The organism is Streptomyces sp. NPDC032472, from assembly GCF_040636955.1.
In the GTDB taxonomy this organism is placed as follows: Bacteria; Actinomycetota; Actinomycetes; order Streptomycetales; family Streptomycetaceae; genus Streptomyces.
Genome location: NZ_JBEZVK010000011.1, coordinates 133232 through 157053, shown reverse-complemented (window position 1 = coordinate 157053; position 23822 = coordinate 133232). Strand labels below are relative to the sequence as shown.

Sequence of the window (23822 nt, the reverse complement as noted above, 5' to 3'; positions counted from 1 at the left end):
GTCCCTTCAATTGTTGGTTCCGGAGAGGGCCATTGCGTCGAGGCCGGTTCGGACCGTCCTCACGACCCGCTCCGCGGTGAGTTCGTAGTGGCCGACGAGGTGCTCCTGGTCACCGACCTCGTCGACGAACCGGTCCGGCACGCCCAGCCGCAACACCCTTGTGGGCGCCGCCTCCGCCAGGGCCTCGGCGACCGCGCCGCCGAGGCCGCCGCTGCGCCAGTGCTCCTCCAGCGTCACCACGAGCGGGGCAGGACGGGCCGCGGCCACCAGCGTCCGGGTGTCGAAGGGGCGCAGGGTGTGCATGTTCAACACCGTCGCCTCGATGCCCCCTTCGGCCAATACGTCCGCCGCCGCGAGGCAGGCGAGCACCGGGTAGGGGCCGCAGCTCACAAGCACGACGTCGCCGCCCTCGCGCAGCGTCTGCGCCTGCCCGATGACCGGCGGCTCGGTCGCGGGCAGCGCTGGTGACGGCTTGCGGCCGAGCCGGACGTACAGCGGTCCGGGCAGGGCGTCCACGTCCGCGCTCTGCTCGACGAAGGCCTCCGTGGCGGCGGCGTCGGCGGGCACCACCACGGTCATGCCTGGCAGCACCCGCATGACGGCGAGGTCCTCCAGGGCCTGGTGCGTCGGGCCGAGGTGGCCTGCGGCGAGGCCGCCGTGGGTGGCCATGATGCGGACTGGCAGCCGGTTGTAGGCTATGTCGATCTTGATCGCTTCCAGCGCCCTGGACGTGGCGAAGGCGGCCATGGTGTTGACGAACGGGACCCGCCCGCTCGCGGCCATCCCTGCAGCCACGCCCATCAGATTGTGCTCGGCGATCCCGAGGTTGAGGTACTGGTCGCCGGCCGCCTCGGCGTACGCGGCGTTGAACAGGCCGGTGTCGGTGTCCAGGCACATCAGCTCGGGACGCCGCTGCAGCAGCGGAAGCAGCGTGTCACGGTACGCCTCTCGCGTCGCGCGGCTCATCCGGCGTCCTCTGTGGCTCGTAGGGCACGGACCGCCCGCGCGTGGTTGCGCGGCGACAAGGTCACGTAGTGGCTGGCGCTGCGCCCGGCGAGGAACGGCAGCCCCTGGCCCTTGACCGTGCGGGCAATGAGCACACTCGGCCTGCCGGGTTCCCACGGCGTGGACTTCAGGTGCTCCGCAAGGCTGTCCGGGTCGTGGCCGTCGACATCGCGGACCGCCCAGCCGAAGCTTCGCCAGCGGTCGGCCAGCGGCTCCATCGGCGCGATCCCGTCGGTGGCGCCGGTCAGCTGCAGCCCGTTGCGGTCCACCACGGCGACCAGGCTGTCGAGGCGCAGCGACGCCGCCGCGATGGCCGCCTCCCACACCGATCCTTCCTGAAGCTCCCCGTCGCCCATGAGGACGAAGCTGCGCGCGGTGCGGCCCGCGTACCGATTGGCCAGCGCGAACCCGCAGGCCAGCGCGAGACCGTGGCCGAGCGACCCGGTCGGCAGCTCCACACCGGGCACCGCACGCACCGGATGTCCCATCAGCCGGCTGCCGGGCCGCCCGTATCCGGCGAGTTCCTCGACCGGGAAGAAGCCCCGTTCGGCCAGCGTCGCGTAGAGGCCGATGGCGGCGTGGCCCTTGCTGAGCAGGAAGCGGTCGCGATCCGGGTCGTCCGGTCGCTGCGGGTCCACGTTCAGCACCGAGAAGTACAGCGCGGCGAGCACGTCGGCGCAGGAGAACGCGCCGCCGAGGTGGCCGCCTTCGGGGCCCGCGCACATGTCGACGACATGGGCTCGGATGCGCGCGGCAACGCTCTCCAGGGTGTCCCGCTCCAAGACCTGGGTGACTGTCATGAGGCCGCCTTCGCGAGGGTGACCACCGTGTCCCTGTTCGCCCACACCTTGTCGAAGGCGTCCGCGTACAGCTGGAGCAAGTCGCCCGATCCGGGGTGGAGGTGGCGCTTCTGGATGGTCAGCGAGTCGGAGATGACCGCGCGGGTCACCGGGTAGCCCTCGCCCTGTGTCGTCCCGGGCGCCCCGGTCACGGACCACGGGTGGCCCGAGCCGAAGCCGATCCGGTCGACGAACACCTTCTGGTCCGGCAGCGGCATGAGCTGGTACTGCGACATCGGTACGCCCTCGGCGCGCAGCAGCCGCCGCAGAGCCGAGCGCAGCGCCTCTGGCCGTACCCCGTCCAGGCCGAACGCGGCCGCGTCGAACCGGAACCGCAGGATGTGCCAGGCGTGGGTGGTGTCCGGGAGCGCGGTCGGCACCTGCAGTCCGGGCAGCTCGGCGAGCCGCGCGAGGAACGCGGTGATGTTGCGCTGCCGCGCTTCCTCGTATGCGTCGTACCGGTCGAGCTGGGCGAGGGTGAACGCAGCCTGCAGCGCATTCATCTTGTGGTTCCAGCCGAGGCCGTACGAGATGTAGTCGCGCTCCCGGCCGGCCTCGATGACCTCGCCGAACTGCCGCCCCCTGCGCATCGCTTCGGCCAGCTCGGTGCTGCCGGTGACCAGCAGTCCGCCCTCGCCGCAGGTCGGAATGTTCTTGCTGACCTGGAGGCTGAAGGCGCCCGCGTCGCCGAGAGCGCCGACCGGTCGCCCGCGGTGCGTCGCGCCGGGCGCCTGTGCGGCGTCCTCGACGACCGCGAGGCCATGTCTGCGCGCGATCTCGGTGATCCGGTCCATGTCGGCGGGGGCGCCGTGCAGATGGACGGGGATGATCGCCTTGGTGCGGGGTGTGATCCTGCGCTCGATGTCGTCCGGGTCGATGTTGAAGGTCACCGGGTCGATGTCGGCGAACACGGGGACGGCCATCTGGTGCACCGGTGCGATCCCCGTGGCGATGAAGCTGAGCGCGGGCACGATCACCTCGTCCCCCGGTCCGACACCGAGTGCGGCCAGGGCGAGGGACAGGGCCGCAGTGCCGTTGGACACCGCGACGCAGTGCTCGTGGCCGAAGCGGCGGGCCCAGGTCTCCTCCAGGACGGACACCGCGTTCACGCCGTCCGTGTCGGAGACGAGGCGCGGGCCGTCGAGCGCGTCGAGGACGGCCTTGCGGTCCTCGTCCTCGATCAGCGGCCACTGCACGGGGCGCCGGTCCCTCGGCACGGCTGCCGTGCCGCCGAACGCTGCCAGCTTGCTCATCACTCTCCACTCCACAAGGTCCCGGTGGTCGGTCCGTACGCGTTCACAGCCGCGCCGCCACCGCGCCGACGGCATCGACCGCCTGGGCGTACCGGCCGCGCAGCACCGTGGCGTGGTGGGCGATGTCGGATGCGGCCGCGCGCGGGTCGTCGAGTCCGTGGGCGCCGGTGAACCGCAGTCCGGTCCACGCGTGCGCGACCGCCTCGACGGCCCGGCCCGCTCCGGCCAGGGCCGGGTCGCCCCACAAGTGGCCGCGGCATCGGAGCAGTTCACCGTGCAAAGACGCCTGGGCCTGCATGCCCCAGCCGAACGGGTACAGCTCGGTCAGCGCACCGGCGTCTCCCGCCCGGCACCGGTCCACGAGCTCCGCGGCGAACGCGTCGTACCCGGCGAGTCCGGTCCGGTCCGGCCCTGCCGTGGTGAAGCCTTCGATGTTCAACCGCAAGTAGCTGCCGAGCAGTTCGGGCGTCAGGGGCTCGGGCTTGGCGTCGAGGCGCAGGTCGAGGCAGCGCCGCCCGATGCGGGCGTCACTGAAGAACGCGTCCTGGACGTCGTTCGGGTTCGCGGAGCCCCAGCTGCGCAGGAACTCCTCGATCGGTACGGCACCGCGGAACGCGGGCGGCATCGCGTCCGAGACATGGACCACGCCACGGGTCTCGTCCAGGCCGTGGATCACCACGAGGTGCGCGGCGTGCACATCCCCGTACGCGGGCCGGAACGGCAGATGGAAGTTGTCGACGGCGGCGATCACCAGCCGGTCGTTCGCCAGGTGCTCACGGACCTCGCGCCAGACGTCGTGCTCGTCGGCGGGCTGCCACCAGCGCGCGTGCAACGCGTGGTGCGGGGCGAGCGCGGATCCCAACTCGCCCTCGATGCACGGATAGTAGAACTCCTCGGACCTGACGTCGCCCGGCAGGTGCAGGAACCGCCAGCCCGCGCCGATCACCTCCAGCGGATCGGCGCCCTCACGCACGAGGAACGAGCCGAGAGCGGCCTGCAGGCAGCTGATGAGATCGCGGTACCAGAGCTCGGGTTCGGGACCGGTGATCATGTAGGTCCGGGCCACCGCCGTGGCTGTCGTGTCGACGGGCATGTCAGATCTCCGTCCGCTGGAGGGTGACCGCGAAGACATGCACCGCGACATTGCGCGGCAGCAGAATGCCGGTCAGTTCGGCCCGCCGGGTGACCGGCACCCGCTGCGCCCACATGACCGCGGGGATGCCGCGCTGCACGTGGTGCGGATAATGCATGACGAGGCTCTCGAACGCCTTGACCTCGCCGAACCAGGCGGGCGCCGCCCAGAAGTCGGAGACCCGCAGCGGTTCCGCGTCGACGGAGCCGTCGGCGTAGCTCAGCTCGACGGTGTCCTCGCAGCGCCGTTCGGACGCCGCCAGGACATGGATCCAGTCGTAGCGCCCTTCCGGTACGTCGATGAACTGGCCGGCACAGCGGACGTTGTCCGGCCCTTCACACACCGGAGGAAACTCAAAGGGAACGCCGTCCACGTGGACGAGGCTCTTGCCCGGCGGCAGATACTCGGCCGCAAACGAGTTCCGCCACACATTGAATGCCCCCGCCGTGGTCTCCGTCGCCGCGGAGATGGCCGTATTGTTGCGATGGCCGGAGATGTCGACCAGATCGCACAGCCTTGTTTTGGCGGAGGTCACGGAAATGCCCGTCAAGTGACCCACCCTCACTGAAACGCCGTCTTAGGTTCCACACCTATTTCAGCCATTCAAACTTTTCGTCCGCACCGCGATTACCTTGAATACCCGAATTGTCGTTCGGTGCGCTCACCGGGTAATCCTGCCGACCATTCCGGTCGGCACGGTCACGGCCGGAGCGCAACGGCGCGCAGCTTCTCGTAGTACGGCAGGTGGTAATCGAGGTAGGCGCGCAGCACCGGGTCCGCCTCGACCGCCTTGGCTCCGCCGCTCTTGCCGCGCGTGAAGCCGGACGTCTCACTGGTCGACTTGTGCCACTTGTTGGTCGACTGCCATTCCGAGCGCATGCCCGGCTCCCAGCTCAGCGCGTCCGGCAGGAAGGGGATGCCCACCGCCTCGCAGTACGCCCGCACGGTCTCGGCCGGCCGGTCGAGCAGATCGTCGGAGTCGATCACGACCGGCGTGGTGCCGGTGGCGGTCTGCACGGCGGTGAAGATCTCGTACAGCCAGGCGAAGCCGATCTCGTCGCGACCGAGGTCCGGGTTGAGCACATGGTGCGACGCGATGGCCGCGGCCGGCTCACGGATGATGAAGGTGTGCGTCGCGGCCGAGAGGAAGGTCTCGTCGGCGAGGAGCACCGGGTAGTGGAAGTCCGTGGTGTCCTTGAAGAACACCGACCTCTCAGTCGCAAGGGCCCGGAGTGCGGCGAGCACGTCCTGCTCGTTGCGCGCGACCCGGCCGCCGACCTCCACCTCACCGAAGTCGACCACTCGGGAGAACGGTTCGTGCACGACGGCGCGATCGCCCCGCTCCGTCATCATCCGCGCGAACGCGGTGGAGCGGCAGCGCGGCGCGCTCCACATAGCGAGTACCGGGATCCGTTCCGGCGTGTGTGCCACAATTCCCCCTCTTCATCTGACGGCAGTGAACTGTTACGGCAAGTCGGAATCCAGTCAAGAGTGGCACAGAGGCCGCCGGAACCGGGTAATCAGAATTCGCAGCCACCCTGGGGGAAAGTCAACGCAATGCGCCCCCGCGCATGAACTTGCCGCGGACGCACACGGTGTCGACACACTCGTAGTCTCCTTTCCACCCAGCAGGTCGGTTTTGCCGTCCGGTCAACACGGAGGTCACGTGCCAGCGACACCACAGCGCCCGGGCGACCGCAGGATCGCGGTGCTCGCCAGCAGGGTCGGCGCTGACGAGAAGAGACTGTTCGACGCATTCGACCGGCGAGGCGTCCCCTTCGACCACGTCGACACGCGCCGGCAGTGGTTCCCGGCAGGTCAGCGTCAGCTGCCCTGGACGCTCGCGCTGAACCGGGAGATCGGTCAGTTCCGCGCGGCGTACGGGGCCCGCTGCCTCACCTCGGCGGGAGTCGACGTGGTCAACAGCGCGGACGCGACCGAGGTGTGCGGCGACAAGTGGCGCACCACCATGGCCCTGGCGGCTGCCGGGGTGCCCACACCGCGCACCGCGCTCGGCCTCACTCCGCAGGCCGCGCTGGCCGCCCTGGACTCCATCGGCTACCCGGCACTGATCAAACCGCTGGTCGGCTCGTGGGGTCGGCTCGTGGTCCAACTGCCCGACCGTGCCAGCGCGGAAGGTGTGCTCGAGTACGTCGCCGCGCTGCCCGGCCCCCAGTCACACCTCGGGTATGTGCAGGAGCTGATCGACAAGCCCGAAAGGGACATCAGGGTGATCGTCGTCGGTGGTCGGGTGCTGGGCGCCGTGTACCGGACCGGTGAATCGCTGCGTACCAACGTGGCACTCGGCGGGCAGACCCGCCCGTGCGAGGTGACATCGGAGATCGCCAAGCTCTCCCTCGATGCCGCCGCCGCCGTCGGCGCCGACATCTCGGGTGTCGATCTGATCGAGGACCGCGACGGCCGCCTGCTGGTCCTGGAGGTCAACCACCGGGTCGAGTTCACCGGCTTCCAATCCGCGCTCGGCGACCAGGTCGACGTCGCGGACCACATCGTCGACCACCTACTGGAGCGAGCGCAACGATGAACTGGGCGTTCACATCTTCGGGCAACGTCACCGAGACGTGCGCCGCCGGGCTTCTGCGCGAGATGCTGGAGATTCCCTCCTCGTCGTACCAAGAGCGCGTGCTGGCCGACTACTTGGCCGAGGCGATGACGAGCCTGGGCTTCCAGGCACACATCGATGGCGTGGGCAATGTGATCGGCGTGATCGAGCGCGGTGACGGCCCGACCGTGATGCTCCTCGGGCACCTGGACACCGTCTCGGGTCAGTTCCCGGTCCGCTCCGAGGACGGCAGGCTCTACGGCCGCGGCGCGGTGGACGCGAAGGGACCGCTCGCGGCGATGATCTGTGCCGCGGCCGGCGCGGTGAACTTCTCCGGCCGGCTCGTGGTGGTCGGTGTGGTCGAGGAGGAGACCCCGCGCTCGCGTGGCGCGATGGCAATCCGTGCCACCCATGCCCGGCCGGACGCGCTGATCATCGGCGAACCGAGCGGCTGGTCGAGCGTGGTGCTCGGCTACAAGGGCAAACTGGACCTGCGCTACACCGTCAAGTGTCCTGCCACGCACCCGAGCAACCCGGCGCCGAAGGCGTCCGAACTGGCCGTCGCCTGCTGGGACGCGCTGGTGGAGCTGCTCGGGCCCGACGCGAGCCATGCCGTGTTCGACGAGCCGGCCGCGACTCTGTGCCAGCTCAGCGGCGACCTGACCACGGCGACGGCGGACCTCAGCATCCGCATCCCACCGGGATTCGACGTCGACGAGCTGGTGAACGGGCTGCGTGACCGGCTGTCGGCCGGCCACCTCGAAGTGCTCAACTCGGTGGCGGCCTGCCGGGTGGGCCGGGCCGACCCGGCGGTGCGTGCGCTGGTGTCCGGCATCCGGCAACTGCATGCCCGGCCACGCCTTGTGGTGAAAACAGCCACCTCGGACATGAACACCCTCGCCGAGGTCTGGGACATCCCGATGGCGACGTACGGCCCGGGCGACAGCAGCCTCGATCACGCCGCCGACGAGCACATCGTGCTGTCGGACTACCTGCGCGGCATCGACGTCCTCACCATCGCCCTCTCGGAGTTGGAACACCTGCCCGTGCGCTCGGACGACCGGGCGAGCGACGCTCCGCTGTCCATCAGGAGCCTCAGGTGACCGACATGACCCAGCGCCTCGCCGCGCTGCCCGTGGAACGCCGCACGCAGTTCCTCGCACGGCTGAGGGAGCAGGCGCAAGCCGTGGCGGGGCGGGGCCCTACGTCGCGCGGTGACACCGGACCGACACCGCTGTCGTACGCGCAGCAGACCCTGCGGTTCCTCGACCACCCGGCGCCGGAGGACAGCTCTGCATCCGGGTCACCGCTGTGCCTGCGCCTGCGGGGCGCACTGGACCCTGACGCGCTGCGCTCGGCGCTGGCCGCGGTCGTGGCCAGGCACGAGGCGCTGCGCACCGCGATCGTGGCGCGTGCGGGCGGCCCGATGCAGGTCGTCGCCACCGGGGTCCCGGTCGAGCTGCCGGTGGTCGAAGCGGAAGGCGACGACCACGAGCAGCGGTTGGCCGCCGCACGGGCCCTGGTCGAACGACGGGTCCGGGAACCGTTCGACCTGAGCCGGACGCCGATGTGGCGCGCGGAGTTGATCAGGGTCGCGCCGGAGGACCACCTGTTCCTGCTCGACGTACCCACCGTCCTGTGCGACGCCTGGTCGCGCGTCGTGCTGATGCGTGACCTCGCCGAGTTCTACCGGGCGTTGCGGGATGGGGACATACCGCGACTGCCCGACCTTCCCGTGCAGTACCCGGACTACGCGCTGTGGCAGCGGGACCGACTCGACAGCGGTGACCTGGACAGGCTGGCCGCGTACTGGCGGGACAAGCTGGCGGGCGTCGAGGTGTTGGAGTTCCCGACCGACCGGCCACGTGGTGACACACGCACCTTCGCAGGCGGCAGCGGCAGCTTCGTCGTGGGGCACGAGGGTCTGGAGCGGGCGGCGGGGCTGGCCCGGGAGATGGACGCAAGCCTGTTCGACGTCGTCGTCGCAGCGTTCTTCACCCTGCTGCACCGCTACTCCGGCCTGGACGACCTGGTGATCGGCTCGCCTGATGCGAACCGGCGGTACGACGCCGTGTCATCGGTGATCGGACTCTTCACCGACATGCGGGTGCTGCGCGCAGACGTCGTCGGCGACCCGACCTTCCGCGAGTTGGTCCAGCGGGTCGGGCGCGTGTCGGCCGAGGCGGACGCACAGGGCGGTCTGCCGTTCGACAAGCTGGTCGACGCGGTGGATCCGGTCATCGACCCGTCCCGCTCACCGATCTTCCAGATCGTGTTCGGCGTGGAGAACGCGGCCACCACAACCGGTCTGCCCGGCCTCGCCACCTCGCAAGAGGTCGTCCGGTCCGGCACCTGCCCGTTCGACATGAGCTGGACCCTGACGGAGCCGACGGCTCCCGGCGCCGACGCGCCCCTCGTCATCGAGTTCAACACCGACCTGTTCGACGCCGAAAGCATCGCCAGGTTCGCCCGCCACTACGACGGGCTGCTGCACACCCTGACGGCCGCCCCGGACGCTCCGTTGTCGACCGCCGAGGTGCTGAGCCCGGCGGACAAGAAGTTCCTGGCCGAGGTCGGCAAGGGACCGACGCGCCCGATCCGCGAATCCACCATCGTGGCGGAGTTCGAGGCGCGCGTCCAGGAGTCCCCGGACGGGGTGGCGGTGGTCGTCGGCGGCGTCGAGACCAGCTACACCGAACTCAACGCCCGTGCGAACCGGCTTGCCGCCCTGCTGCGCGAGCGCGGCGTCGCACCGGGCGCGAGGGTCGGCCTGTGTCTGCGCAGGAACGCAGACGTACCGACCGCGATCCTCGCGGTGCTCAAGACCGGCGCGGCCTATGTGCCGCTCGACACGGCGCATCCTCCCGCACGGGTCGCGGAGATCGCCGCCGACGCGGGTCTGCGCGCGGTGATCGCACACGCCGAGGCGGGCAAGGCCGTGAGCGAGGTCGACGCGCCCGTCGTGACGCTGGAAGACGTCCGCGGGGAACTCGCGGCGCTGCCCCACGACAATCCGCCACTCGCGGCGAAGCCCGGCGATGTCGCGTACGTCATCTACACCTCCGGCAGCACCGGCAAGCCGAAGGGTGTGCTGCTGGAGCACCGCGGCGTGGTCAACTTCGTCGATTCGACAGCGGACTTGTTCGGCCTGACACCGGCCGACCGGGTACTCGGGTTCGCTTCCGTGACCTTCGACGTCTCCGTATTCGAGACGTTCTCGGCGCTGCTGACCGGAGCACGCCTGTGCCTGGCGACCGACGACGAACGGCTGTCCATCGACCGGCTCCAGTCACTGATGGAGCAGGCCGGCATCACCGTGATCGACCTGCCTCCGACCGTGATGCCGCTGCTGGCACCCGAGAAGTTCACCGACCTGCGGATCGCGTTCGTCGGCGGCGAGGCGTTCAGCGGTGAGCTGGTGAACCGGTGGAACCCGGGCAGACGGCTGTTCAACGGCTATGGGCCGACCGAGTGCACGGTGACGATGATCGTGGAGGAGTGCCCGGGCACCTGGGACGCCTCGCCGCCGATCGGCCTGCCCATGGCCAACCACGTGGCCCACGTGCTCGACCGCAACCTGCGCCAGGTGCCGGTCGGCGTGCCGGGTGAACTGGTGATCGGCGGTGCCGGGTTGGCACGCGGCTACCTCAACCGGGACGAACTGACCGCGGAGAAGTTCATCGCCGACCCGTTCGGCAGCGCGCCCGGTGGACGGCTGTACCGGACCGGAGACCTGGTGAAACGGATGGCGGACGGACGGCTTGTCTTCCTCGGCCGGATCGACCAGCAGGTCAAGATCCGCGGACTGCGGATCGAGCTGGGCGAGGTGGAGTCGGCGTTGACCGGCTTCGACGGCATCGGGCCGGTCAGCGTACAGGCGTGGACCGACGAGAACGGAGACAAGCACCTGGTCGGCTATCTGGCCGGGGTCACCGAGCAGCAGGTGCCGGCGGTGCGGGAGCACCTGGGCACGGTCCTGCCGTCGTACATGATCCCTTCGTACTTCGTCGTCCTCGACCGGCTTCCGCTCACCAACAGCGGGAAGGTGGACTGGCGCAGGCTTCCCGCGCCGGACCTGAGCCGTGCGGGCGAGGGGGAAGGCGACGAGTCGCTCACCACGACCGAACGCAGGCTGCTGCGCGACGTGCTCGCTCCCCTGCTGCGCGACGACCGGCTCGGCGTGCACGACGACTTCTTCCTGTCCGGCGGCAACAGCCTCCAGGCTGTTCAGCTGATGTCGGCGATCAACCGAAGGTTCGGAGTGGAGATCGCGCTCGGCGTCTTCTTCGCCTCGCCCACCGTCGCCCACCTGGCCGCCACCATCGACACCGTCCGCGCCGCACGGCGCGATGACGACGGCGATCAGCTCGACGCGCTGGAGAGCCTGACCGGACAGGAAGCCGCCCGGACCGCCGCGCCGGGTGACGACCGGGCAGCAGTGGAGATGCATGCGTCGGGCACGGCGCAGGTGATCCTGCTGCACCCGTCGGGAGGCGAATTGTTCTGCTACATACCGCTGGTCAGGGCACTGCGCGAGGACATCAGTGTGACCGGTTTCGCCGCCGATCCACGCGATGCATCCGTGACTCCCCAGGACGGGATGGCGACGACCGCCGCAAGGATCACGCAGTCCCTGATCAACACCGGTCTGCCGGAGTCGTGCTGTCTGGCCGGCTGGTCCTACGGCGGCGTGCTCGCCTTCGAGGTCGCCCGGCAGATCGAGCTGACGACCGGACAGCGGCCTCCGGTGGTCCTCCTGGACGCCGCCTATGACGAGGACTCCGTCCCCCTCGACGAGGCGACGGTGCGGCAGCGGTTCGTGCACGACGTCGCCAGGCTGACCGGGCGCGACGGCCCGGAGGTGGGCGCGGTCCTCGACGATCCGGGCGCCGGCGTGGCCGACGTCAGACAGACACTCACGGACCTCGGCGTCGACGTTGAGCTCACGGACGAAGAGTTGGGCGCCCGCTTCGAGACGTTCCGCCACTGCGCCCTGTCCATGCAGGCGTACCGCCCGCCGGGCCCGTACGGCGGACCGGTCACCGTTCTCACCGCCTCGCCCCACGTCGCCGTGGAGGAGCAGTGGCAGACAGTGTGCACGGGTCCGTTCCGGGTCGAAAGCGTGCCCGGCGATCACTACACCCTGTTCACAGAGCCGGCGTTGAGCCAGGTTGTCGCGGCCATCGAAGAGGCGCTCGCGTCTTGAGGAGACGTACATGCGGTTCGGATTCACCGAGGATCAACAACGGTTCCGGGCGAGCGTGCGAAAGACGCTGCGCTCCGCCGAGGTGCGTGCCGCAGCGGCGGAGGCCACCGGCGCGGACGGTGTCGAGCCGGACGCGCGTCCGCTCTACCGTCTGCTCGGAAAGCTGGGGCTGCTCGCCGTTCACTGGCCCGTCGAGTTCGGCGGAGAGGGCCGCCCGCTGACCGACGCCGCGATCGTCGCCGAGGAACTGGTGCGTGCGGGGGTGCCGGACACCTTCCACGTCAACACCATCCAGATCGTCGGCCAGTTCCTGCTGATGGCGGGCAGCGACGAGCAGAAGCGCCGGTACCTGCCCGCGCTGGCCCGCGGTGAGAGTTTCGCCTCGGTGCTCTACACCGAACCGGACGCGGGGTCGGATCTCGGTGCGCTGCGGGCCGTGGCCGAACCCGACGGCGACGGCTACCGGATCACCGGCACGAAGGTGTTCAGCCTCAAGACACGGTTCGTCGACCTCGGGCTGTGCGCGGCCCGTACGACACCGAGTGCCGGTAAGTACCAGGGAATCAGTCTGTTCCTGGTCGACATGGGCGCTCCCGGTGTGACGGTGTCGGTGCTACCCGGCATCGGCGACGAGCACTTCCACCGGGTGGACCTCGACTCGGTTCCGGTGTCGGGCGACGACCTCCTCGGTCCCCGCGACGAGGGGTGGCCGCTGCTCAACGAGGCGCTCGCCATCGAACGCACCGGTCTCGACTACCACCTCAAGGCGGAGCGCTGGCTCGAGGCCGCGCTGGACGCCCTGATCGGCGACGCCCCTGAGTCTGCGCACGACGACCGCCTCGAGCAGATCGGCCGCTGGTACGGCGCGCTGACGGCCGACCACGTCCTCGCCTGGGAAGTGCTCACCGGCATCGCGTCGGATCAGGTCGATCAGGTCTCGGCCGCCGTCGCCAAGTACCACAGCAGCGAACTCGCCCAGAGCATCGCGGCGTGGGCCGCCGACATCCCGAGCCCCGAGCAGCGCGCGAACCGCACCAGGGCGGCTGTGACCCTGGACTCCGCCTACCGGGAGGCGCCGGGACTCACGCTGTCGGCAGGGACCTCCGAGGTGATGCTCCAGATCATGGCCGCCGCGTTCGACTCCATCGGACAGGAAGAGCACTGACATGGACCTCACCCCCGATCCACTCGTCGTCCAGTTGCGCAAGGCGTTGCGTACGGGCCTTGCGGGCGTCCCCGCTCGGATCGAGCTGCACGGCGCGCCGGTGACCGACGGAGCCGCGGGTCCGACCCGAACGGTGCTCGACGCACTCGGCGCGGCCGATTTCGAACGACCTGCCTCCGCCGGCGGTCTCGGCCTCGGCCTGACGGCCGGGGTGCTCGTCAGCGAGGAGCTCGGCCGCGCGGCATGCGGCAACTCCTACCGGGCCGACGCGATGGCGGCCGACATGGGTGGCCCGGCAGGCGCGGCGCTGGCCGGACTGGAAGCGCTGCCGGTCGGCAGTGAGGTCAGCGCGACCCCGCGAGCGGGCCGCTGGGAGCTGACCGGCACGGTCACGGTCGACGCCGCGGAACCCGGGACGCTGCTGGTGGCCGCCAGGACAGCCGGCGAGCCGGTGCTCGTCGGGGTGGCGGGCGGGGCGCGTGGCCGCACCACGCAGAGCGGGTGCTGGCCGCCGGTCGTCCGCCTGGAAGCCACGCCGGTCGCCGCGGCGGACGTCGTCGGGACTCTGGACGACTCGCCCACCGGTCCGCTCGCGCGGGCGCGGCTGCGGCAGGCCGCCTATCTGCTGGGCATCGCCGACGGCGCGCACCGAGTCGCGGTGGAGTACGCCGGATTCCGGCAGCAGTTCGGCACCAGGCTGCGTGATCTGCCCGCGGTCTCGTTCCCGTTGGCGCGAGCCATGGTGGCGGTGCGCGCGACCAGGGCGACGGTGTACCGGGGGGCCTGGTTGGTCGACTCCGAGCCTCACGCCGTCGGGACCGCGCCGGTCATGGCGCTGGCGATGGCTGCCGAGACCGCCCGCGACGTGGTGCGGCTGTGTATGCAGAGCTGCGGAGTGCGCGCTATGACGTCAGAGCTGGGCCTGCACCGGTACTTCCGGCTGGCTGCCGCCGAGTCCGCCCGGTACGGCGACCCCGCCGCGCTGTGGCGTACGGTCGGCGCCGACCGTATCCGGACGGCCGGGGGCTCCGCGGCGTGCGCGGAGCCCCCGGTCGCGACGGCAGCCCTGCCGTAAGGGATCAGCTGGCCCGCAGGCCCCCCAGCGAAAACACCCTCTCGTCGCTGAGGGGCTGGGCGGCCGAGTGGATGAGTCCGGTCCGGTAGGCCAGCGACACGAGCTCGGCCCGGTCACGGACGCCGAGCTTGGTGCGCACGCGGTAGAGGTGGGTACGGACCGTGGCCTCGCCGATGAGCAGTTCGCGGGCCACGTCCTCGGTGGACATCCCCTGGGCCACCAACCGGGTCACTTCCCGTTCCCTCGGGGTCAGTTCGTCCACTTCCGGACAGGCCTCGCTCTCCTGGGGTTCCGGCTGCATACGGAACCAGGTGACCAGGCGCTGAGCGATGTCCGGTGCGAGTATGGTCTGCCCGGCGGCCGCCCCCTGGATCGCGGAGATCAGCTCCTGCGGACTCGCGTCCTTGCCGAGCAGACAGCTCGCGCCGGCGTGCAGCACGTCGCTCACCGTCTTGTCGTTGTCCGCCGCGGTGAACACGACGACGTGGGGCGGCTCGTCCTCCTGACCGAGCCTGTGGATCAACTCGAGGCCGGAGAGGGTCTGGAGGTTCAGATCCGTGACCACGACATCGGGGCGCTTGGTACGCACGAGAACGATGGCTTCCATGCCGTTGTCGGTCGTGCCGATCACATCGATGTCCGGCAGGGCGTCGAGGAGGGTCTTGAGACCGTCCGCGATGACGGGCAGCTGGTCACAGATGAGCACCCTAATGGTCATTGTGTTGCCCCTCGATAAAATAGTTTGGGATGAGCCTCGATGCCATAAAGGGGATGACGCGCACGGAAAGCGCAGGAGGAGAACGCAGGATTCGCGGCGCCAGGCGCATCTCCGGCATCATCGGCATGACGGGCGTCAACGCATGCGATGGGAGGGGCCGGAAGCGAGTGGCGGTCCGCACCCGGTGGCTGCGGACCACCTGCTCAGCCGTTGCCGTGGTCTTCCTCGGTCTTGGGCAGAACGACGACGTCCGCCCGGAAGCCGGAGGCCGCGGCGTGCTGCTGGACCGTCTGCGACGCGTCGGAGGACGTCACGATTCCACCCAGAAATGCCCCGAATGCGATGACAGAGGTGGTGACGGCAAAGGTGAAACGCATGAGGGAACTCCTTGAGAAACGCTCCGTTGCGGCTCCACTGATCTTCGCAATTCCTCTTCCCGGCATGATCCCCCCTGGACACCCGTCCCATCCCCGCACCGCGGAACGCCCTGTACAGGGGGCTCACCGTACGGGCTCCGGAACCTTCATGAGCGAGAAGAGGCTGTGCGCCGCCAGGCGGTGCTCCCGGGCCGTCTGCAGACGCCCCTGGGCCTCGGCGGTACGGGCGAGACCCCACAGCGCGCACGCCTCGTCATAGCGCAATTCCATACGGCAGGCGATGTCGTGGGCCAGCTGCTGCTGAGCCAGCGCCATGTCCAGGTCCCCCTGCTCGTACCGCACACGCCCGACCGAGAGGTGCACGGTGGCCCGGTAGATGTCGCCAGTGCTGCTGGTGGCCTTGGTGAGGGCGTCGTCGGCGCTTTCGGCCGCCTCGTCCAGCTCGCCCATGCGCACGAGTACGTCGGCTCTGCGGGCGAGCACCAGCGGCAGTGCCGCGGGCATGCTGATGCGCCGACACCGTTCCAGCGCCACGTCTGCCCGGGCGAGCGCCTCCTCGAAACGCCCCAGACCCTCGATCGCCTGGGAGAGGTAGTTCAACGCGGTAACGGAAAGCTGGATCTCCTCGATCGAGTCGAAGATGGCCACCGCCCGCTCCGCCGACTCCCTCGCCTCCTCGAACCGCCCGAGCCGCACCAGTATGAGGCTCAGCATGCTGAGCGACGAGCCGTCGAGCCGGGTGAAACCCAGCTCTTGGGCGCGTGTGCTGACCTCCTGGTTCAGCTGCAGCGCGCGCTCCAGATCTCCCATGCTGCAGTACGCCTGTCCCAGTCGGGCCCGGCACTCCGCCTCGCCGTATTCGTCCCCCAGCTGCCGGGACAGGTCGACGGCTTCTTCCAGCCGGCCGACCGCGTCGCGCAGCTGACCGAGGCGCCACTTGCCCATGGCCAGGTTCATCAGGTTCAGCCGCGTCAACGACCGGTCCCCGAGCTGCCGTGCCGCGCTGACGCCCTTCTCCAGCGCCACGTTGGCGCTGGAGTCGTAGCCCCGGATGCTGGAATGGAAGCCCAGCTCACGCGGCAGACGTGCCGCGTACCACAGCAGTCCCTCGGCGTGTGCGACGTCCACCGCCGCCAGGAGACTGTCGCGGTGCTGGTCGAGCCATTGGAGCGCCTTCTCCTTGTGGTCGAACTCGTTGTCGGCCTGGTCTTCCTGCTCGTGCCCGATGCGGCGGCGTCCGGGGAACACCGTGTCGCAGGCCTGTTCCGCCGTGCGCAGGTAGTAGTCCAGCAGCCGCTGCACCGCCTGCCCGTCCGCCGGCTCCCGCTGCTCCTGTGCGAGCCGTTGCACGAAGCTCCGCACCAGATCGTGCAGGGTGTACACACCCGGCTCCCTGGCCTCAAGCAACCGTACGTCGACCAGTTCTTCCAGCACGTCCTCGGCCGTCAGGACGTCGGTGTCCAGCAGTGCAGCGGCTTCGCGCGTGTCCAGATGGCGTCCCGGGTGGTGGCCCAGGAGCCGGAAGGCTGCCTGCTGCTGGCCGGGCATGGACTGGTACGACAGCAGCAGTGCGCCCGCAACGCCCCTTCCCTCGCTGGTGAGTTCGTCCAGGCGCCGGTTGTGGTCCCCCAGTCGTTCGACGAGCCTCTGGACGGTCCAGTGCGGACGGTTCGCCAACCGGGCGGCGGCGATCCTGACCGCCAGCGGCAGTCCTCCGCACAGCCGAACCAGCTCACTGACCGCGGCCGGTTCCCGCTCGACGCGTTCGCCACCGAGGGTGGTGCGCAGGAGCTGTTGGCTGTCCACCTCCGAAAGAGCGCCTACGGAAAGCCATTCGACTCCGTCCAGTCCAGTCAGCCGAGGGCGGCTGGTGATCAGGACCAAGCTGTCGGAGGAGGAGGGGATCAGTGCCCGCACCTGCTCGGAGGCAGCGGCGTTGTCCAGGATCAGCACCATGCGACGGCCTCGCATGTAGGACTGCCATCGCGCGGAGCGTCCCGCCGACACGGTGGGGAGCTCGTCGCCGGAGATTCCCGCGGCGGCGAGCAGGTCCCCTTGTGCGTGGAACGCGCTGAGCGGCGCCTGTCCCGGAGTGAAGCCGTGCAGATCGATGAAGAGACTGCCGTCCGGGTACTGCCCGGCCAGCTGGTGGGCGGCGCGGACGGCCAGGGCCGTCTTGCCGCTGCCGCCCATGCCGTCGAGTGCGAGGACCGTCGGCACCCCCTCAGGGGTACGTCCGGCCGCATTGCAGACCCACTTCAGTTCCGAGCTGCGGCCCGAGAAGTCGGGTACGTCGAACGGCAGCACGTGCGGGGCCTCGGTCACCGGTGGCGGGGAACCCGCGATGGAGCGTTCCACGCGGACGAGCGAAGGGTCCTGACGCAGGATGCGCTCACGCAGTTCGATGAGCTCCGCGCTGGGGTCTATGCCCAGCTCGTTGGCGAGGCGATCGCGCACCCGGGCAAACTCGTCCAGCGCAGCGGCCCGCTGTCCGCAGTGGTAGAGCGCGAGCATCAGCCGGCTGCGCAGCGTCTCGCGCAGTGGATGCTCGTCCACCAGCAACCGCAGCTCACCCGTGATCTCGGCGGCCTCGCCCGCATCGATGCAGAGGTCGTAGAGCTGTTCGGCAGCGGTGAGCCGTTGCTCCTCCAGGGCCGTCGAGGCCGCGTCGATCACCTGGCCTCCGGAACCCGCCAACACCGGTCCCCGCCATAAGGCCAGCGCCTCTCGCAGCTGCGCTGCGGCCCGCTCCGGCCTGCCCTCGGCCACCGATTGTCTGGCTTCTCGCAGGAGCTGCTGGTGGCTGAGCAGATCGAGTTGCCCGGTCTCGACGACCGCACGGTATCCGGGCCCGTCCGTCACGATGATCTCGGGCCCGTGCGGGATGCGGCTGCGCAGCTTGGCCACCGCCTTGCGCACCTGGTGTTCGGCGCTGTCCGGCGGTTCCTCGTTCCAGCCGGCCACCACCAACCGGGCGATGGGTACGACACGGCCGGCATCGAGCAGCAGCATCGCGAGGACACGTCGTTGCAGCACTCCGTTGACAGGTACGAGCGAGCCGCCGCTGCGTACCTCCAGGGAACCCAGCATGGCGAATTCGGGTCGAGAATCCGTGTCGCTTTCACCAGGTTTTGATGTCACCGTACCCTGTCTTCCCCCGCGGATGGTGAGGTGAGACACCCCACTGGGTGGAAGTGAATCACCCGCACAGCTCCTGTGCCAGGCATACACCCACACCGCACCGCGCACCCTGGCACCTTCGACTGCGCACGGAGTACCTACCCCTGCCTGAGCGAGGAGAACGTACCTGACCGACATGTGTCATCGGGCGGTCGGACGGATCACGGCAACAAGATCCTGTCGCGCCGTGGCGACCGTTCGCGGGTGAGCTCCAACGTGTCGCCGTCGACGACCGCATAGGCGCGTGGAGCGCGATCGAACCCGCACGCGATGTCGACGAGCAGGCGGCTACGGTCGCGCCCAGGTGCGTTCGGCAGGACGTGATCGGCGGCCCGTGGGCACCTCGAGCGGTGACCGATCCCGAACCTGCCGGACGCGGAACCCGAAGTCGACTGCTGGACACAAAGGAGTTGATGACTCGGCATCACGAGGAGCAGTATGAACGTCGAACTTCTTGGTGTGCACACATACCACCGCTACATGGTGCAGTCTTCCCGTCTTGGTCCCCTTCTCTTCCCCGTACGGAACCCGGCCGACGAGCCTTCCACGGGCGGTTGGGTGGTGACGGTGGACGACGGTGGATCCTCCGTACCGAATACCGGCATCAGAGCCCCGGTCGAACGGAGACAGCATCAGCAGGTCTATCCGGTGCAATCACCGTGATTACCCACTCTGCGCACGGCAACTACCACCAGGTTTTCGCGCGCACCGAGGGGCCGCGCCGAGCAGGTCAACCGGGACGTCGGGCGCAGTCAGCAGGGGGCCGCGTAATCGAAGCGCTTAGTCGCGCGGCAGGAAAGCAATTCTGGCGTCTCATTCGGAATGTGTTTGTCGCGGACGCGGGTGCGGCGGACGGGTTCGTAGTTTCCTCTCGCACGGGTGGTTGGTTCGGGCTGGAGGGAGTCGTGGTCGTGGACCGGAATTCTGCGGTGAGGGGGGTACGGCCGTGATGCGGGTGGCGGTGGCCGGTGCGGCCGGTTACATCGGTGGGGAGCTGCTGCGGCTGCTGCTGGGACACCCCGAGGTCGAGGTGGTGGGCGCGGTCTCGTCCCGCTTCCCGGGGAAACGGGTCGACGGTGTGCATCCGAATCTGCGGTCCGTCACCGATCTGACCTTCTGCTCGGCCGAGGAGGTCGCAGAGTGCGACGCGGTGTTCCTCGCGCTGCCCCACCGGGTGGCGATGACCCAGATCGATCACTGGGCCCAGCGGTCCAAGTTCGTCGTCGACCTGACCGGGGACTTCCGGCTCGATGACACCGAGGTCTTCCGGCGCTACTACGGCGAGGAACACCAGGCCCCGCATCTACTCGACGATTTCGTGCCCGGCCTTCCGGAACTGCACCGCGAGAGTCTGCGCACCGCGGACCTCATCAGCGTGCCCGGTTGCATGGCCGCGGCCGGCGTACTCGCCCTGTATCCCCTGGTGGCCCGCAATCTGATCGATCTGGAGCGAGGGGCTCAGTTCGACGCCCGCACCGGTTCCAGCGGCTCGGGGGCCACGGCCGGCCCGGCCAACCTGCACGCCGAACGCAGCGGCTCCATGCGCGTCTTCGCGCCCACCGGGCATCGCCACGAAGCCGAGATATCGCGGCATCTGGGCCTGTCGGCCGCGATGACCGCCACCGGCGTCGAAGCGGTCCGCGGGGTGCAGACCATCTGCCATGCCACCCTGCGCCCCGGGGTGGACAAACAGACCGTACGCCGGGCCTTTCGCGAGCAGTACGCGGAGGAACCCTTCGTCCGCGTCGTCGCGCACCAACGCGGCATCTACCGCTACCCCGACCCGAAGATCCTCCTGGGATCCAACTTCTGCGACGTCGGCTTCGCAGTCGACGAGGACAACGGCCGCCTGACCACGATCGCTGCCCTGGACAACCTCGTCAAAGGCGGCGCAGGCAACGCCGTGCAATGCCTCAACATCCGCATGGGCCGACCCGAGACCCTCGGCCTGACCTTCCCCGGTCTCCACCCCCTGTGAGCCCGGGCCGCATGGAGAGGTCCTGCCTCCCGTCCACTGGCCGGTGTCATACGCGGCCGCAACCCGGCCGCCATCGCCGCGGGCATCTGCACCGACGTGACCGAGCCCTTCAGCCAGGCACGCGCGGGAGCGTCGACCCACAACTCACGCGAAAGGCAGATCCGCACATGAGCGAACCCCACAGCACACCAGCCGAATGGCAAGGTGGCACGGTCTGGCTGACCGGGCTGCCCAGCGCGGGCAAGAGCACCATCGCGACGGCTCTCGCCGAGCGGCTGCGCTCCGCTGGGCACCGGGTCCAGGTCCTCGACGGCGACGAGGTCCGTGCCGCACTGTCGGCGGACCTGGGTTTCTCCAAGGAGGACAGGGACACCAACGTGCGACGCATCGGCTTCCTGGCCGGGCTGCTCGCCGAGCACGGCGTCACGGTGCTGGTGCCGGTCATCGCCCCCTACGCGCTGTCCCGTGCGGCGGTCCGGGACCTGCACGCGGCGCGTGGCGTCCGCTACGTCGAGGTGCACGTGGCGACTCCGGTGGAGGTCTGTGCCGACCGGGACGTCAAGCAGCTGTACGCCAGGCAGGCGGCGGGTGAACTCAGCGGACTCACCGGCGCGGACGACCCCTATGAGGTGCCTCTCGACCCCGATCTGCGGGTCGACACCCAGCACCAGACGGTCGAGGAGTCGGTCCGGCAGGTGCGGGCGCTGCTCACGGCACGGGGTCTGTCATGAGCAGCGCCGAGCGGGCCGTGCTCACCGACAGTTCCGGACGCGTCAGCTCCCCGGTGGATCCTGCGCCGCCGCTGACGCACCTCGACATGCTGGAGGCCGAGGCGGCACACATCTTCCGTGAGGTGGCAGGGGAGTTCGACCGGTCGACGCTGCTGTTCTCCGGCGGCAAGGACTCGATCGTCATGCTGCACGTGGCGCTCAAGGCGTTCGCCCCGGCGCCGCTGCCGTTCTCCCTGCTGCACGTGGACACCGGCCACAACTTCCCCGAGGTGATCGCCTATCGGGACCGGATCGTCGAGAAGTACGGCCTCCGGCTCGACGTGGCCTCCGTGCAGTCGTATATCGACGACGGCACGCTCTGCGAGCGGCCGGACGGCACCCGCAATCCACTGCAGACCCTTCCGCTGCTGGACACGATCCGCGAGGGGCGCTTCGGCGCGGTGTTCGGCGGCGGCCGGCGCGACGAGGAGAAGGCACGCGCCAAGGAACGCGTGTTCAGCCTGCGGGACGAGTTCGGCACCTGGGAGCCGCGCCGGCAGCGGCCCGAACTGTGGCAGCTCTACAACGGTCACCACCGGCCCGACGAGCACTTCCGTGTCTTCCCTCTGTCCAACTGGACCGAGCTCGATGTCTGGCAGTACATCGAGCGCGAAGGCATCGAACTGCCGGAGATCTACTTCGCGCACTGGCGGAAGGTGTTCCGGCGCGACGGCATGTGGCTGGCACCCGGTGAGTGGGGCGGGCCCCGGGACGAGGAGTCCGTGCGCGAGCGCCAGGTCCGGTACCGCACCGTCGGTGACATGTCCTGCACCGGCGCGATCGACTCATCCGCCTCGACGGTGGGAGAGGTGATCGCGGAGATCGCCGCGAGTCGCGTGACCGAGCGCGGTGCGAGCAGGGCTGACGACCGGCTGTCCGAGGCAGCCATGGAGGACCGCAAGCGAGAGGGGTACTTCTAGACATGTCAACGGACCTATCAGAAACAGCGGTTCAGACGCGCTCCACCGGTCGACTCCCGGGCAGCCTGTTGCGGCTGGCCACCTGCGGGTCGGTCGACGACGGCAAGTCCACCCTGGTCGGACGGCTGCTCTACGACACCAAGTCCGTCCTCGCCGACCAGGCGTCGGCCATCGAGGAGGCGTCCCGCAGGCGCGGGCAGGACGGCCCCGACCTGGCTCTGCTCACCGACGGCCTGCGGGCGGAACGGGAGCAGGGCATCACCATCGATGTGGCGTACCGCTACTTCGCGACGCCCGCCCGGCGGTTCATCCTCGCGGACACCCCGGGGCACGTTCAGTACACCCGCAACATGGTCACCGGCGCCTCCACCGCAGACCTGGCGGTGATCCTGGTCGACGCGCGCAACGGCGTGATCGCGCAGACGATGAGGCACGCCGCGATCGCGGCGCTGCTGCGGGTGCCGCAGGTCGTGCTCGCGGTCAACAAGATGGACACCGTCTGCTTCCAGGAGTCCGCCTTCACCGCGATCGCGGACGAGTTCGCCCAGCGGGCGCGCAAGTTGGGCGTCGCGGACGTCACCGCCATCCCGATGTCGGCGCTGACCGGCGACAACGTGGTCGAACCGTCGACCAGGATGGACTGGTACGACGGCGACACGCTGCTGTCCCACCTGGAGAACGTGCCGGTCGGAGCGGATCCGGTCAGCAAGCCGCTGCGCCTGCCGGTGCAGTACGTGATCCGGCACCCGTCGGAGAGCCAGCAGGTGGTGGAGCGCTGGCCGGCCGGACAACTCGCCTCCGGCCTCCTCAGGGTCGGGGACCGCGTCGTCGTGCAACCGTCAGGGGAGTCCAGCACGATCGTCGGTCTCAGCGTGCTCGGCAAGGAGACAGAGAGCGTGCGGGCACCCCAGTCGGTGGCCGTCCGGCTCGCCGACGAAATCGACGTCTCGCGGGGCGACCTGCTGACCGCGGGCCCGCCTCCACAGATGCTGCGGCACATCAGGGCCAACGTGTGCCACCTGCACGAACGCCCGCTGCGCGCACGACAGCGCGTCCTGCTCAAACACACCACCAGGACGGTCCCGGCGATGGTGGAGCAGATCGACTACAGCATGGACGTCACCGATGCGCACCGGCTGCCCTGCCCGGACGGTCTGTCCGTCAACGACATCGGCGGCGTACGGATCCGCACTGCCGAGCCGCTTGCCGTCGACGACTACGCGGAGAACAGGCGAACCGGCTCGTTCCTGCTCATCGACCCGCAGGACGGGGCGACGCTCGCCGCGGGGATGGTCGACGCGCGAGCGGGAGACCAGCACCTTTGATCGCAGTGGGGCCGGCTACCGCGACCAGCGGCGGGGCACCGTGCGGCAACACCGCCGTACGGGGTCGTTCTGCTGATCGACCCCGCGGGCGGAACCACCCCCGGCACGGAAATGACCGGCGAGGCGTTCTCCGACACGGACAAGGAAGGCGACCGCATCGGCAGCAGCGGCCAGGGGCGTGGCGCGATGTGGCGCGACAGGTCGGGGCACCTCCGCCTGCTGACGTCCTGTCCCCGCTCCAGCGCCGCGTCCGCCCACCTTCCGTACGGTCCCGGCCCGCCACAGCCGGCCGGGGCCACTCCAGCAGAGGACACCA

Annotated in this window: 18 protein-coding genes; 9 read left to right on the top strand and 9 right to left on the bottom strand. The window is 69.7% G+C overall.

The window, feature by feature from the left end; translation table 11 throughout:
- Positions 1-6 precede the first annotated feature (6 nt).
- The 6 genes from AB0F11_RS09765 to AB0F11_RS09740 all read right to left on the bottom strand — a co-directional run bounded on the left by AB0F11_RS09765 (position 7) and on the right by AB0F11_RS09740 (position 5660).
- Positions 7-966, bottom strand: coding sequence for a transketolase C-terminal domain-containing protein (locus AB0F11_RS09765; protein WP_362170178.1), 960 nt, complete (start codon positions 964-966; stop codon positions 7-9).
- The gene (locus AB0F11_RS09760) at positions 963-1805 is read right to left on the bottom strand and encodes a transketolase (RefSeq protein WP_362170176.1); all 843 of its coding nucleotides are present in this window, start codon (positions 1803-1805) and stop codon (positions 963-965) included. The genes AB0F11_RS09765 and AB0F11_RS09760 overlap by 4 nt, the downstream gene beginning before the upstream one ends.
- The gene (locus AB0F11_RS09755) at positions 1802-3097 is read right to left on the bottom strand and encodes a DegT/DnrJ/EryC1/StrS family aminotransferase (protein ID WP_362170174.1); all 1296 of its coding nucleotides are present in this window, start codon (positions 3095-3097) and stop codon (positions 1802-1804) included. Before AB0F11_RS09755 ends, AB0F11_RS09760 begins: the two co-directional genes overlap by 4 nt.
- A gap of 43 nt (positions 3098-3140) precedes the next feature.
- The gene (locus tag AB0F11_RS09750) at positions 3141-4190 is read right to left on the bottom strand and encodes a BtrH N-terminal domain-containing protein (protein WP_362170172.1); all 1050 of its coding nucleotides are present in this window, start codon (positions 4188-4190) and stop codon (positions 3141-3143) included.
- Between the two features lies 1 nt (position 4191).
- Positions 4192-4788 carry a hypothetical protein gene (locus AB0F11_RS09745; RefSeq protein WP_362170170.1) on the bottom strand — a complete coding sequence of 199 codons (597 nt, stop codon included), beginning with the start codon at positions 4786-4788 and terminating at the stop codon, positions 4192-4194.
- A 140-nt stretch (positions 4789-4928) separates the two neighbouring features.
- Complete coding sequence (locus tag AB0F11_RS09740; protein ID WP_362170168.1) at positions 4929-5660, bottom strand: sulfotransferase family protein; 732 nt, start codon at positions 5658-5660, stop codon at positions 4929-4931.
- Positions 5661-5895: 235 nt separating this feature from the next.
- Here AB0F11_RS09740 and lysX point away from each other — a divergent pair, with 235 nt between their 5' ends.
- From lysX to AB0F11_RS09715, 5 genes are read left to right on the top strand one after another with little or no spacing between them, the layout of a single operon-like run.
- Complete coding sequence (gene lysX, locus AB0F11_RS09735; protein WP_362170166.1) at positions 5896-6774, top strand: lysine biosynthesis protein LysX; 879 nt, start codon at positions 5896-5898, stop codon at positions 6772-6774.
- Entirely contained in the window at positions 6771-7895 is a 1125-nt protein-coding gene (locus tag AB0F11_RS09730) for a M20/M25/M40 family metallo-hydrolase (RefSeq protein WP_362170164.1), read from the top strand. Before lysX ends, AB0F11_RS09730 begins: the two co-directional genes overlap by 4 nt.
- Before the next feature lie 5 nt (positions 7896-7900).
- Positions 7901-11998 carry an amino acid adenylation domain-containing protein gene (locus AB0F11_RS09725; protein WP_362170214.1) on the top strand — a complete coding sequence of 1366 codons (4098 nt, stop codon included), beginning with the start codon at positions 7901-7903 and terminating at the stop codon, positions 11996-11998.
- Positions 11999-12008: 10 nt separating this feature from the next.
- The gene (locus tag AB0F11_RS09720; RefSeq protein ID WP_362170162.1) at positions 12009-13163 is read left to right on the top strand and encodes an acyl-CoA dehydrogenase family protein; all 1155 of its coding nucleotides are present in this window, start codon (positions 12009-12011) and stop codon (positions 13161-13163) included.
- Position 13164: 1 nt separating this feature from the next.
- Positions 13165-14238, top strand: coding sequence for an acyl-CoA dehydrogenase family protein (locus AB0F11_RS09715; RefSeq protein WP_362170160.1), 1074 nt, complete (start codon positions 13165-13167; stop codon positions 14236-14238).
- A 4-nt stretch (positions 14239-14242) separates the two neighbouring features.
- Here the strand turns inward: AB0F11_RS09715 and AB0F11_RS09710 are convergent, their stop codons facing one another.
- The 3 genes from AB0F11_RS09710 to AB0F11_RS09700 form a co-directional block, all read right to left on the bottom strand.
- Complete coding sequence (locus AB0F11_RS09710) at positions 14243-14956, bottom strand: response regulator transcription factor (RefSeq protein WP_362170158.1); 714 nt, start codon at positions 14954-14956, stop codon at positions 14243-14245.
- A 203-nt stretch (positions 14957-15159) separates the two neighbouring features.
- A complete protein-coding gene (locus tag AB0F11_RS09705; protein ID WP_362170156.1) occupies positions 15160-15333 on the bottom strand; it encodes a hypothetical protein in 174 nt (57 codons plus the stop codon).
- A 123-nt stretch (positions 15334-15456) separates the two neighbouring features.
- Positions 15457-18345 (bottom strand): BTAD domain-containing putative transcriptional regulator, encoded by a 2889-nt coding sequence (locus AB0F11_RS09700; RefSeq protein WP_362170154.1) that lies wholly within the window; start codon positions 18343-18345, stop codon positions 15457-15459.
- Positions 18346-19462: 1117 nt separating this feature from the next.
- Between AB0F11_RS09700 and argC the strand changes: the two genes are divergently transcribed.
- The 4 genes from argC to AB0F11_RS09680 all read left to right on the top strand — a co-directional run bounded on the left by argC (position 19463) and on the right by AB0F11_RS09680 (position 23506).
- Positions 19463-20491 carry an N-acetyl-gamma-glutamyl-phosphate reductase gene (gene argC, locus AB0F11_RS09695; RefSeq protein ID WP_362170152.1) on the top strand — a complete coding sequence of 343 codons (1029 nt, stop codon included), beginning with the start codon at positions 19463-19465 and terminating at the stop codon, positions 20489-20491.
- 167 nt (positions 20492-20658) lie between these two features.
- A complete protein-coding gene (gene cysC, locus AB0F11_RS09690; protein ID WP_362170150.1) occupies positions 20659-21222 on the top strand; it encodes an adenylyl-sulfate kinase in 564 nt (187 codons plus the stop codon).
- A gap of 86 nt (positions 21223-21308) precedes the next feature.
- Positions 21309-22181: a sulfate adenylyltransferase subunit CysD gene (cysD, locus tag AB0F11_RS09685; protein WP_362170212.1), complete on the top strand. Its 873-nt coding sequence runs from the start codon at positions 21309-21311 to the stop codon at positions 22179-22181.
- A gap of 2 nt (positions 22182-22183) precedes the next feature.
- Complete coding sequence (locus AB0F11_RS09680) at positions 22184-23506, top strand: GTP-binding protein (protein WP_362170148.1); 1323 nt, start codon at positions 22184-22186, stop codon at positions 23504-23506.
- Positions 23507-23822 lie beyond the last annotated feature (316 nt).